General features: G+C 34.0%; 12 protein-coding genes and 1 riboswitch. Of the genes, 9 read left to right on the plus strand and 3 right to left on the minus strand.

Annotated elements, in window-relative coordinates:
- Position 1: 1 nt before the first annotated feature.
- The 3 genes from FI695_00810 to FI695_00820 form a co-directional block, all read right to left on the minus strand.
- Positions 2-763: an ABC transporter ATP-binding protein gene (locus FI695_00810; protein MQG50504.1), complete on the minus strand. Its 762-nt coding sequence runs from the start codon at positions 761-763 to the stop codon at positions 2-4.
- A gap of 35 nt (positions 764-798) precedes the next feature.
- Positions 799-906: riboswitch (TPP riboswitch) on the minus strand.
- A gap of 28 nt (positions 907-934) precedes the next feature.
- Positions 935-1,405, minus strand: coding sequence for a (2Fe-2S)-binding protein (locus FI695_00815; protein MQG50505.1), 471 nt, complete (start codon positions 1,403-1,405; stop codon positions 935-937).
- 29 nt (positions 1,406-1,434) lie between these two features.
- Complete coding sequence (locus tag FI695_00820) at positions 1,435-2,307, minus strand: xanthine dehydrogenase family protein subunit M (GenBank protein ID MQG50506.1); 873 nt, start codon at positions 2,305-2,307, stop codon at positions 1,435-1,437.
- 391 nt (positions 2,308-2,698) lie between these two features.
- Here FI695_00820 and FI695_00825 point away from each other — a divergent pair, with 391 nt between their 5' ends.
- The 9 genes from FI695_00825 to FI695_00865 form a co-directional block, all read left to right on the plus strand.
- Positions 2,699-3,715: an aspartate carbamoyltransferase catalytic subunit gene (locus FI695_00825; GenBank protein ID MQG50507.1), complete on the plus strand. Its 1,017-nt coding sequence runs from the start codon at positions 2,699-2,701 to the stop codon at positions 3,713-3,715.
- On the plus strand, positions 3,708-5,063 hold the full coding sequence (locus FI695_00830; GenBank protein ID MQG50508.1) for a dihydroorotase: 1,356 nt from the start codon (positions 3,708-3,710) through the stop codon (positions 5,061-5,063). The genes FI695_00825 and FI695_00830 overlap by 8 nt, the downstream gene beginning before the upstream one ends.
- Before the next feature lie 23 nt (positions 5,064-5,086).
- Complete coding sequence (carA, locus tag FI695_00835) at positions 5,087-6,184, plus strand: glutamine-hydrolyzing carbamoyl-phosphate synthase small subunit (protein ID MQG50509.1); 1,098 nt, start codon at positions 5,087-5,089, stop codon at positions 6,182-6,184.
- Positions 6,177-6,767: a hypothetical protein gene (locus FI695_00840; protein ID MQG50510.1), complete on the plus strand. Its 591-nt coding sequence runs from the start codon at positions 6,177-6,179 to the stop codon at positions 6,765-6,767. Before carA ends, FI695_00840 begins: the two co-directional genes overlap by 8 nt.
- Positions 6,768-6,847: 80 nt before the next feature.
- The gene (gene carB, locus FI695_00845) at positions 6,848-10,189 is read left to right on the plus strand and encodes a carbamoyl-phosphate synthase large subunit (GenBank protein MQG50511.1); all 3,342 of its coding nucleotides are present in this window, start codon (positions 6,848-6,850) and stop codon (positions 10,187-10,189) included.
- 29 nt (positions 10,190-10,218) lie between these two features.
- Positions 10,219-11,055 (plus strand): orotidine-5'-phosphate decarboxylase, encoded by an 837-nt coding sequence (gene pyrF, locus FI695_00850; GenBank protein ID MQG50512.1) that lies wholly within the window; start codon positions 10,219-10,221, stop codon positions 11,053-11,055.
- Positions 11,056-11,226: 171 nt separating this feature from the next.
- Positions 11,227-11,790, plus strand: coding sequence for a bifunctional nuclease family protein (locus FI695_00855; protein ID MQG50513.1), 564 nt, complete (start codon positions 11,227-11,229; stop codon positions 11,788-11,790).
- A 54-nt stretch (positions 11,791-11,844) separates the two neighbouring features.
- Positions 11,845-12,054, plus strand: a complete 210-nt coding sequence (locus tag FI695_00860) for an AtpZ/AtpI family protein (GenBank protein MQG50514.1) — start codon at positions 11,845-11,847, stop codon at positions 12,052-12,054.
- A gap of 36 nt (positions 12,055-12,090) precedes the next feature.
- Positions 12,091-12,407 (plus strand): hypothetical protein (locus tag FI695_00865; protein MQG50515.1); only part of this gene is annotated, 317 nt, incomplete at its 3' end.

Raw genomic sequence — 12,407 nt, forward strand, 5'->3', positions numbered from 1 at the left:
ATTAATTTTGTATCAAGGGTAAAATTTCTTTTTTAATTGTTATAAATGAATTATCTAATACTATTTCCTGTGGGCGAGGTCGGGGTAGATCAACATTTATAATTTGTATTGAATTCAAGTTGTTATTTTGCATGACATAAATTCTGTCTGATAAAAAGATAGCTTCATCAATATCGTGTGTAACTAAAAGTATCGTTTTGTTAAATTGTTCCCATAGTTGAAGTAACCATTTTTGCATTTGTGATCTAGTTATAGAATCAAGAGCACTAAATGGCTCATCTAACAGCAAAATTTTATTATTAGTTAATATTGTCCTTAGAAATGAAGCTCTTTGTCTCATTCCTCCAGAAATTTGATCAGGATAATAGTTTTCATAACCACTTAAACCAAAAGTATCGAGCAACTTAATTGCTTTTGTTTCTGAAATAGTTTTATTTTCATTTTGTAATTCTAATCCTAGTATCGAATTATCAAGGATAGTTTTCCAAGGCAAAAGTAAATCTTTTTGTTGCATATAACTTAATTTGCCAAGTCGATCTTTTGATTCAATTCCACTAATAATTATTTCACCATTATCTGGGTTATTTAGACCAGAAATTATGTTAAGAAGTGTACTTTTCCCACATCCACTGGGGCCAATTAGGCTAACGAACTCTCCATCATTTATTTGAAAATCAATATTATCTAATATCAATGTATTTTCATTAGAAGATTCATCAACATAACTTTTACTTAAACTTTTAATATCTATAATTGGATTCATGATTATATAAAAAAACCGCTTGGTATGTGCCAGCGGTTCTCATTTAATTTGATTTCCTACGCTGGTATTATCCAGATCAGGTTTAAGGGTCGCTCAATTGAGCCTCTCAGCCTGTAAAATTACAAGCTCCCCCTTAATATTGTATTTGCATTAATTTTTTTTAATTTGCTCCTATTTTTTGTAATATGCGACAGCTTGGATTGCTTTGACTATTTTATCATATCCTGTACATCTACATAAATTTCCCGCAATTGCTAGTCTTATTTCTTCTTCGGTAGGTTTTGGATTTTCATTAAGTAACGCTCTTGCCGACATGAGAAACCCAGGTGTGCAAAAGCCACATTGTAAACTTCCATATTCCATAAAAGCTTCTTGTAATGGATCAAGACCTTCTTTTGAAGCAAGCCCTTCAACTGTTGTAACATTCTGGCCTTCAACTTCTACAGCGAGAGTACAACAAGAAACAATCGCCTTCCCTTCTAATTGGACTGTGCATGCACCACAGTTACCATTACTACAACCTTCTTTAGTACCTGTTAAGCCAATATTGTCTCTCAAAGCTTCTAACAAGGTTTCCCATGGATCAACTAATATTTCTTTAGTTTCATTATTAACTTGAAATCTAACTGGAATTTTAGACACTTTTACCTCCGTGCGAAATTTATTGGTTTTTATAGAGAATCTTCAAGGCATTCGCTAAGAGTTCTGCTAGTTAATACTTTGATTAGTTTTTTTCTATATTCTGATGTTCCACGAACGTCAGAAATAGGGTTAGCAGAATTTGGAGCTAATTTTGAAGCTTCTTCTATATTTTCTTTTGTAAAGTCTTTATTTATTAAGAATTTTTCAGCCTCCTTGGCCTTAATAGGAGTAGGGCCAACTGAAGCAAGTGATATACCGGATGATATACATTTGTTTTGGTCATCTAATTTTACAAAACTTCCAACACCAACTACTGCGATATCCATTTCATTTCTAGGAATGAATCTTTGATATCTACTATAAGTGTTTTCACCTAAGTCTGGTAAAATTATTTCTACAAGAAATTCGTTTGCTTCCATAATATTACGACCAGGACCCGTAAAAAAATTGTTCAATTCAACAATTCTTTCTCCCTTACTACTCACTAGAAGAGCCTTAGCATTGTAACTTAGTAAACTTGGTACAGTATCTGCAGAAGGGGTTGAGTTGCAAACATTTCCCGCTACACTAGCCCTATTTTGTATTTGAACAGATCCAACAAGTCCACAAGCTTGATATAGGCCATAGTATCGTTCTTTAATTTTTGGGAAAGCTGCAGTTGTAGAACAAGAGACAGCTGAACCTAAATGTAGACCATCTCCTTCAATCCATTCAATTCGATTGGTTTCAGGGATTCCTTTGAGATTCACAACTGTATTAGGTTCTCTTCTCCCATTTCTTACCTGATCAATAAGATCACTTCCCCCAATTAGCCCTCTAGTATCCCCAACTTCTTTAGCATTATCAAAAATTGATACAGCTTCATCTAAAGATTTGGGTGCGTAATATTCAAAAGGCTTCATCTAATCTCCGTTCTAATCTTTCAATTAATATATGTTAGTTCAATTATAAACTGCTATTTTTTCGAAAGCAACGAATGAATGACATAATATCAACGTTTTTATTCTAATATTGTCCTTGTAAATGATTTAAACAAATGATAAATTATAAACGTAGTTTTAAAGTGATCGTCAGCTAAGTTGATAAAACACTTTAAGATCAATTCGTTGAGACTGGTGAGGTGGTAACGAGCCCCTTTGGTTTCTTTATTAAAAAACTCTTGCTAGTCTAGTGCAGGGGTTTTTTTTTTGATCAACAGCGCTCAAATCTATATACAAAGAAGAGGAAAAATATGGGTAACAGAACCCAGAATATTCCCTTCTTTTTTATTTTTTGGCTATGAGGGTTTTTATTATGAAAAACCTTAAAAGTATAGAATCCCTCGCGGAATTTGATTATAAATTATCCGATTCTATAAAAAACTTATTAGATATAGACCAACTGGAATTAAATGATTTGGACACAATATTTTCCTTGACGAAAATCATTGATTCCTTTCTTATTAAAAACGACAAGAAATCCTCATTACTCAAGGGTAAAACCATTGTCACTTTGTTTTACGAATCCAGTACTAGGACAAGAGTATCATTTGAAGAAGCAGGCAAACTATTAGGGGCAGATGTCATTAACATGTCTGGTAACGGTACAAGTATAGATAAAGGAGAATCCCTTCTAAATACATCTCTTACATTACAGTCTGCACATACTGACTTGATAGTTGTTCGCCACCCTCATTCTGGTGCTCCATATTTTATGGCAAAAAATTTATCCAAAACAAAAATAATTAATGCAGGTGATGGCTGGCATGCTCATCCAACACAATCGCTTATAGATCTCTATGCTGTAAAACAATCCTTTCAAGATCTCAAGGGTTTGAAGCTTGTTATAGTGGGCGATATTTTACACAGTAGAGTAGCAAGATCGGATATTATAGGTTTCCATAAATTAGGAGTGAATGTATCTCTTTGTGCTCCAAAAAGTTTATTACCTACGACTCTTTTGGATAAAACTGCTATGGATGAGTCTGATCCCTATAAAAATGTCAAAGTTGAATATAATTTAGAAAAGGCTTTAGATAGTGCCGATATTGTTATGCCGTTGCGAATTCAACAAGAGCGGCTAGGAGAAGTCTCAGGTTTTCCTTCATTAAGAGAATATTCATCTCGTTTTCAAATTAACGATAAAACTTTAAAATTTGCAAAACCTAATGCGATCGTTATGCATCCAGGCCCAATGAATGAAGGCGTGGAAATAAGCTCTGAAATTGCTCATAGTGATCGTTCACAGATTGAAAATCAGGTTCGCTATGGAGTTGCGATTAGAATGAGCCTGTTATATTTAATGCTTACCGGAGGTCATTCAAATGAATAAATCTAGTATAGGCGTTAAAAATGTAAGGATAATAGATCCTTATAACGATGTTGATAATGTTTTAGATATTCTTATTGAAAATGGAATAATAACAGGCATTGGTAAAAATATTTTTTCGCAAGATATAAATGGTAACACTGCTGTTATAGATGGAACCGATAAGATTTTAAGTCCTGGTTTTATTGATTTGCACACCCACCTAAGAGACCCTGGACAAGAACATAAAGAAACTATTGAAACTGGAATGAAAGCAGCTGCAAAAGGTGGATTTACAACAATATGTTCGATGCCAAATACTAATCCCCCAGTTGATAATTCAAGTATTGTTAAATATATATTGGATGAATCTAATAAACTTGAATTAATAAAAGTCCTTCCTATTGGTTGTGTTACAAAAGGGAGAAAAGGAACGCAAATTTCTGAGATGTGGGATTTAAAAAATGCAGGTTGTGTAGGTTTTAGTGATGATGGGGACCCAATTTACAATTCTGAAATTATGCAAATAGCACTACAATATAGTGAACATCTCGGATTACCTGTAATAAATCATTGTGAAGATACTCAATTATCAAAACATTCTTCTGTAAATGAAGGAAAAATTTCAAATAGACTAGGATTATCAGGATGGCCAAATCAGGCAGAAGATATTATGATTGCAAGAGATATAGAGTTGGCAAAGAAATATGGTGGTCATTTGCATATAGCTCATGCAAGTACTGCTCGTTCAGTAGAACTTATAAATGATGCAAAAAAACTTGGAGTTAATATTACTGCAGAAGTAACACCGCATCATTTAACTATGACTGATAGTTGGTTTTTAGGGCATCAAAAAGATATTGATGTTTTTGCTTGTCTTGGCAGTGAAGCCTATGATTCTAATTTAAAAGTCAACCCGCCATTAAGAACTAAAACAGATGTAAATTCTTTGTTAGTCGGCTTAAAAGAGGGGATAATTGATGCCATTGCAACTGATCATGCTCCTCATGCACTTCAAGATAAAATTACTACATTGGATGCTGCTGAATATGGGATTAATGGATTAGAAACGGCCTTTACTCTTCTAGCAAGTTTGTATCATCAAAATATGTTAGATATTGCAGAAATTATCAATCGTTTAACACTTGGTCCAGCAAATATAATATCTAATTCCTTAGAAAAGCCTAAAGGAATTATAAAAGGAGAATTAGCTGATATTGTGCTCTTAGATATGAATACTGATTTTACTATATTAGGGAAAGATTTTATATCAAAGAGTAAGCTTACCCCTTTAGAGGGGCTGACATTTAAAGGTAAAGTGATTTTAACTGTAGCTAAAGGGTCTATAGTTTATCAGGAGAATAACAATTAGAAAATTATGAATGGTGAGTCAGGATGCAAAAGGCATATTTAATATTAGAAGATGGATCCATATTTGAAGGTACTAGTATAGGATTGACTGGAACAAAATATGGAGAAGTTGTATTCAATACCAGTATGACTGGTTATCAAGAAATTTTAACAGATCCTTCATATTCAGGTCAGATTGTAGTAGCTACTTATCCATTAATTGGAAACTATGGGATAAATAGCAATGATTCACAATCTAAACAGATACAAGTAAAAGGTTATGTTATTAGAGAATATTGTGAATTTCCAAGTCACTTTGATTCTGAATCTGATTTAGACACCTATCTTAAAAGTAATGATATACCTGGTATTTTTGATATTGATACTAGAGCTGTGACAAAAAAGTTAAGATCCACTGGTTCGATGATGGGGTGTATCACAAATAATCCAAAACCTGAAGAAGAATTACAAAACTTATTAAATCAACCTCATTATCTAGAAGTAAACCATGTTTTATCTGTATCTTCTGATACTCAATATAATTGGAATCAAGAAGATAATAGTTCATTAGGTCGTCTTAAAATTGCAGTTATCGATTGTGGCGTTAAATTCAATATATTAAAAAGTTTATCAACACGTGGATGTCAAGTTGAGGTTTTTCCAGTAAATGCTTCACTGGATAAAATATTAGAAAATGATCCTGATGGCGTTGTAATTTCACCTGGACCAGGCGATCCATCAATGCTGGATCAATTGTCAAATACTGTAGAGCAATTAGTCAAAAACAAACCTATTTTTGGTATATGCCTCGGAAATCAAATGATAGCTAGGGCATTAGGTGCAAATACATTTAAATTAAAATTTGGGCATCATGGAGGAAATCATCCAGTAAAAGACATAAGAAGTGGCAAGGTAACAATAACTTCTCAAAATCATGGATTTGCTATTGATAAAGATACATTACCTAAGGATTTATCGGTAAGCCATGTGAACCTTATTGATGGAACTGTTGAAGGGATAGAACACAATTATTTACCAGTTATGGGTATTCAGTTTCATTCTGAAGCCTCTCCTGGACCTTTAGATAATACATATTTATTTGATAGGTTCATAGAAAAAATTAAGGAGGAACAAAATGGTTAATGATGCAGATAAAAATAATGCAAATAATCAATCTTCTAGAGGGCGTTGGCAGGTTCTTTTAATTGAATATGAATTACTAGATGCATATTGGTCTCAACTACAACAAAGAGTCTGGATGAGTGGATTAGTTTTAGTTAGTCTTTCAATGTTTGGTATCGTATTCTTATTAACTGTAATGGACCCTACAAGACCCCAAACAACTAATAGTGCTGGATTAATTGCTATTATTGCATCTCTTCTTTCTATTGGATGGTGGTTACTTTTGAGAAGAATGTTTGCAGGGCAAAAAATTGCAGAAATTCGACGTAACGAAATAGAAAAAGAATTGGGTATGAGATCTAGTTTATATTTGACATTTTTGAGACAAAATCAAAAATCAGGTCCTAGAAAATCATCAAATCTCGCGCGAAAAATTGCTGATGGTGATGATGAATTAGAGCTTGATTTAGTGAATTTGAGTGCAAATCCAGATTCTAGTTCCTGGTTACCAGGTTTTATTTCTGATCGTTGGGTATGGAGTGTTATTCCATGGTTATTGATCGGATGTTGGATTGCACTTTATGTAATCAAGTCAAATATGTAACTTCCCACACTGGCAAACATTGGATTGTTAAATTAATAACCTGATTAAATATGATAAGAATAATATGTAGAAGGAATTAAATGGGATTAGATAAAGATATTAAAAAAGTATTAATAATAGGTTCTGGACCAATTGTTATAGGTCAAGCAGCTGAGTTTGATTATGCTGGTTCGCAGGCATGTAGATCAATAAAAGAGGAGGGTGTTGAAACAATTTTAATTAATTCTAATCCGGCCACAATTATGACTGATACTGGCATAGCTGATCATATATATATTGAACCATTAACAGTTGAAGTAATTACTCAAATTATCGATAAAGAGAGACCAGATGGCTTATTACCGACATTAGGCGGACAAACCGGTTTAAATTTAGCAGTTCAACTGTCAGATTTGGGAATCTTAGATAAATATAATGTTCGCTTACTTGGAACACCTATTGAAACGATTAAAAAAGCTGAAGATAGAGATCAATTTCGAGACCTTCTAATCGAAATTGGTGAACCTGTTCTTCCTAGTGTCAGCATTACTTCTATTGAAGAAGCTCGTTTTAAAGTTGAAGGAATGGCGTTACCATTAGTAGTTAGGCCAGCATTTACCCTTGGAGGGACAGGTGGCGGTGTTGTATATGATTGGGAAGAATTCGATCAAGTAATCAATGATGGATTAAAGGCAAGTCCTGTAAGTCAGGTTCTCATAGAAAGCTATCTTTTAGGCTGGAAAGAGCTTGAGTATGAAATAATGCGGGACGCTGATGATGCTTGTTTAACTATCTGTGTAATGGAAAATATGGATCCAATGGGAGTGCATACTGGCGATAGTATAGTTGTTGCTCCGAGTCAAACTTTATCTGATAAGGAATATCAGATGTTGCGTTCAGCTAGCCAAAATATAATAAAGAATCTAGGGATAGAAGGTGGGTGTAATGTTCAGTATGCCTTGAGGCCGAACCCTATGACACAACCTGAAAATATTAACGTCTCAAATCATGAATCCGAATACTATGTTATTGAAGTGAATCCTCGTGTTAGTCGAAGTTCGGCTCTAGCCAGTAAGGCTACAGGATATCCTATAGCAAGAGTAGCATCAAAGATAGCTATAGGTAAAACTCTTGATGAAATTGATAACCCAATTACTGGAAAAACGTCTGCAGCATTTGAACCTGCACTTGATTATTGTGTGGTAAAAATTCCTAGATGGCCATTTGATAAATTCCCAACTGGTGATAGGAATTTAGGGATTCAAATGAAGGCAACTGGCGAAGTTATGGCAATTGATAGAACCTTTACTGCAGCTTTACAGAAAGCTATTCGTTCACTAGAAATTAGTGGGCACTCTCTTTTATGGGAAAGTTCTGAATGGAATACAGAAGATTTTTCTATAGAAGATTTACCACTTTATTCTAACGATAATAGGTTGTGGGCAATATTTTCAGCTCTACGAAAAAATGTTTCTGTTGAAAAACTTTGTTTAATTACAGGTATTGATCCTTGGTTTATTAATTCTTGTAAATTGATTGTTGATATGGAAAAGAGCCTATTATCTCAACCACTTGATTATGATTTATTAAAAAAAGCAAAAAAAATGGGATTTTCAGATGACCAAATTGCAACATTAACGGATCGATTAGTTGGCCAGATTCGTCAACAAAGAAAAGAAATGGGCATAATTCCTGTATATAAAATGGTAGATACGTGTGCTGCAGAATTTGAAGCGGAAACACCTTATTTTTACAGCACATATGAACAAGAAAATGAAGCTGAACCCTTAGAAGGGGAAAAAGCTTTAGTAATCGGTAGTGGACCAATTAGGATAGGCCAAGGAATTGAATTTGACTATTGTAGTGTACATGCTGCATGGGCATTACAAGAGGAAGGTACTTCAAGTATTATTGTAAATTCTAACCCAGAAACTGTTTCAACAGATTTTGACACCAGTAGCCGTTTGTATTTTGAACCTCTTGATGAAGAAAGTATTTTAGATATTATTGATAATGAGACTGGCGAAAAAGATAAGGCCAGTATTCCTCCCTGTGTGGTTCAATTTGGAGGACAAACTGCCATTAATCTTTCACAAAGTTTAGGTAGGCATCAACTACCTATTTTGGGTTCATCTGCTGAGGCAATAGACATTGCGGCAGATCGTGAAAAGTTCGAACAATTTCTGCATTCTTTGGATATTCCACAACCTGCTGGTGCTGTAGTTTCTAGTGTAGAGGATGGCATAAAAATTGCTGAAAAGATTGGTTATCCTGTGTTAGTTCGTCCAAGTTATGTTTTAGGTGGACGGGCTATGGAAGTTGTGCAAACACCTACTGAATTAATTCGATACCTTACTGAAGCTACAAAAGTAGGTGCTACAAATGATGTATTGATTGATAAATATGTTTCTGGAAGGGAAGTTGAAGTTGATGCTATATGTGATGGTACTGATGTATTAATACCTGGAATAATGGAGCATATAGAGCGGGCTGGTGTCCATAGTGGGGATTCTATGGCTGTTTACCCAGGAATTACCTTAGATCCAGATACGATTAAACTTATTACAGAATATACTATAAAGATTGCACTAGGTTTAAAAACCCAAGGTTTGATAAATATTCAATTTGTTATTGAGCATGATCAAGAATCGGAAAAAAAACCAGTTGTATACATTATTGAAGCTAATCCAAGATCTAGTAGGACAGTTCCTTTTATGTCTAAGATAACAGATATTCCTATGGTTTCACTTGCTACAAAAATTATGCTTGGGAAAAAATTGTCTGACATGGGGTATACCTCAGGCTTATATGCACATAATGGGTTATATGGTGTTAAAGCTCCAGTATTTTCAATGTCGAAATTAGCTGGGGTTGATACATATTTAGGACCAGAAATGAAGTCGACTGGTGAGGTTATGGGGATTGATTACAATATTCCTTCCGCGATATCAAAAGCATTACTAGCTGGTGGTTATTCTATACAACCAAATAACTCAATATTAGTTAGTATATCTGATAGAGATAAACCTGATGCAATTGACTTAATGAAGCAATTAGCTGAGTTTGGTTGTGATTTATATGCAACTGAAGGTACTGGTGCAATGATTGAAGCATTAGGTCTGAATGTAAAAATGATTACGAAGCGTATAGCAGAAGGTCATCCTAACGTTGTTGATGTCATACAAGATGGTACAGTAGATGTTGTGATCAATACAGAATCAAGTTTAACATCTGTTATCCGTGACGGATTTGAAATTAGAAGAAATGCAGTTGAAAGACGTATACCATGTTTTACATCTCTTGATACAGCTAGAGCGGCAATAGAAAATTTATTTAGTGTTAATCAAAACTATAATGTAAAGTCATCTGAAGATTATATAAAAGATGTTCCAGAACATAATAATTTTTACCCTTATATTGATGTCCCAAAGTTTTTGTTATAGTTGGACTATACTAGTAAAATAGAGAGAGAATTGTTTTGAAGTTTTACCAGAAATTAGACACAATAATAAATAAAAATAATAGCCTACTTTGTATTGGACTAGATCCAATAAAAGAAAGTATGCCTGTGAGTGATATTTTTCAATTCAATCAATCAATAATCGATAACACATTTGATTTGGTATGTGCTTATAAGCCTAATTTTGCTTTTTATGAATCTGAGGGCCTAGAAGGGCTTCGTGCCTTAGAAAGAACTGTTGATCATATTAAATCTGTAGATGAGGATATAATTATTATTGGGGATGCTAAAAGAGGAGATATTGGTCATACAGCTAAAGCTTATGCAGATGCTTTATTTAATTTTTGGGATTTTGATGCTATTACTATTAACCCCTTTGCAGGATATGATTCTGTTGAACCTTTTTTATCTTATGATGATAGAGGGGTTTTTGCGTGGGTAAAATCCTCAAATCCAGATGGTAAAATTTTTCAAGATCTACAGGTTATAGTTAATGATTCAGTAAATACCACAGTATCTTTTTATGAGTATATGATTCAAGAAATAATGAAGTGGGACAAAAATAAAAATCTAGGGTTAGTAGTTGGTGCTACCTATCCGGAAGAGCTTGGTGTTGCGCGTAACTTAGCCCCAGAATCTCCTATTCTAATTCCAGGTGTTGGTTCACAATCTGGAGCACTAAAAGAATCCCTTGAAGCAAGTGTGAATCGTTTAACTAATCGTTCAATTATTAATTCATCTCGTGGTATTTTATACTCTACATTAGAGAAAGATTTTCATAATAAAGCTCGAGAAAAAGCAGAAAATCTTCGTTTAGAAATACAAGAAATCATAAGTTATTTGGTTTAGATCAAACCAAATAAATTCATTTATAGATCATAAGTTGTTCTAATTTAATACTAATAGTGATTATATTGATTTAATTTCCTATATTATGCTCTTTTTGTATATTGACATGTTAATAAGCAAAAATGGATAATTTTATTAGTTAATTACAACCAAATCTTTAGGTTGCTAGAAATGCATGAAGTGAATGTCGATAGTATTAGGGTTAGCTTAGTTAATTATCAGCGTGTTGTTATTTTGAAAGATAAGACTTCTGGTAAATCTATTCCTATCTGGATCGGCTCTGCTGAGGCAGATTCTATAGCGGTCAAACTTCAAGGAGTTTCAGTCCCACGACCATTAACCCACGATTTAATGAAATCTATGATTGATTTATTTAATGGTGAACTGCAATGCATAAATGTGACAGATCTTGAAGACGAAACTTTCTTTGCTCAGTTGGTATTCAATGCAAAAGGAAAATTATTGGAACTAGATGCACGACCAAGTGATGCAATAGCTATAGCTGTTCGCGCAGAAGTTCCTATATATGTTGCAGACAAAGTCTTAGAAAAGGCTGGAGTATTTTTGGATGAAGAAGGGAATCCTCTTAATAAGACAACAAAAAATGAGAGCACCTCTGAGTCCCAAAATTCTAAAGATTTATCTTCAGATGAGATAAATAGCATGTCTGCTTTTTCCGAATTTATTAGTGGTTTAGACATGGAAGGTTTAGGGAACTCAGATAATAAGCAATAGGGTGATTGACCCTGTCTATTGCTTGTGATAAACTTCACGAGGTTTTGTGAAACTATGAGAGATAACTTGTTGTTAACAGCAAGGATTATGGGGCTAGGTTGGTATGTTGCCATAAGCATCTTATTGGGTGCTTTTGCAGGTATGTGGCTAGATCAAAAATTTCATACAGGTCCATTTTTAATGGTAATTGGAACATTTACTGGTTTAGCAATCGCTTCATACGGTACCTACAAAATGTTAAAGTCTATCTTTTCAGGCTTATAGATTTTAACGGTCCTGATTTGAAAGGAATAAATGCAATTGAGCTTGAATAAAAGTTTAGTTTATGGTTTTGGAGTAGCACTACTAGCACTGTTTGTTGTTGGTTTTATTGTCGGTGCTATAGGTTCAAAATTTACTGATAGTAACCCATTTTTAAAAAAACCTGAAGTCCATTTACCTCCACAACTAATATACGATCCTTTCACTACTGAATCACATGGAGAATCACATGATGCCCATTCAAAGGAATCAGACGGTCATGGCCATGAAAAAGATGAACATCATGGAGAAAAAGACGCTCATCATGGTTTACCTAATCATTTTGTGGTTACAAATACCCTAATATCCTCATGGAT

The sequence above is a fragment of the SAR202 cluster bacterium genome (genome assembly GCA_009392515.1).
GTDB lineage: Bacteria > Chloroflexota > Dehalococcoidia > Lucifugimonadales > UBA6952 > UBA6952.

Coding starts and splice junctions, on each gene's coding strand:
- FI695_00840 (MQG50510.1), top strand. CDS start 6,177: ATGGTTAATGATGCAGATAAAAATAATGCAAATAATCAATCTTCTAGA.
- FI695_00860 (MQG50514.1), top strand. CDS start 11,845: ATGAGAGATAACTTGTTGTTAACAGCAAGGATTATGGGGCTAGGTTGG.
- carB (MQG50511.1), top strand. CDS start 6,848: ATGGGATTAGATAAAGATATTAAAAAAGTATTAATAATAGGTTCTGGA.
- FI695_00825 (MQG50507.1), top strand. CDS start 2,699: ATGAAAAACCTTAAAAGTATAGAATCCCTCGCGGAATTTGATTATAAA.
- FI695_00810 (MQG50504.1), bottom strand. CDS start 763: ATGAATCCAATTATAGATATTAAAAGTTTAAGTAAAAGTTATGTTGAT.
- carA (MQG50509.1), top strand. CDS start 5,087: ATGCAAAAGGCATATTTAATATTAGAAGATGGATCCATATTTGAAGGT.
- FI695_00830 (MQG50508.1), top strand. CDS start 3,708: ATGAATAAATCTAGTATAGGCGTTAAAAATGTAAGGATAATAGATCCT.
- FI695_00855 (MQG50513.1), top strand. CDS start 11,227: ATGCATGAAGTGAATGTCGATAGTATTAGGGTTAGCTTAGTTAATTAT.
- FI695_00820 (MQG50506.1), bottom strand. CDS start 2,307: ATGAAGCCTTTTGAATATTACGCACCCAAATCTTTAGATGAAGCTGTA.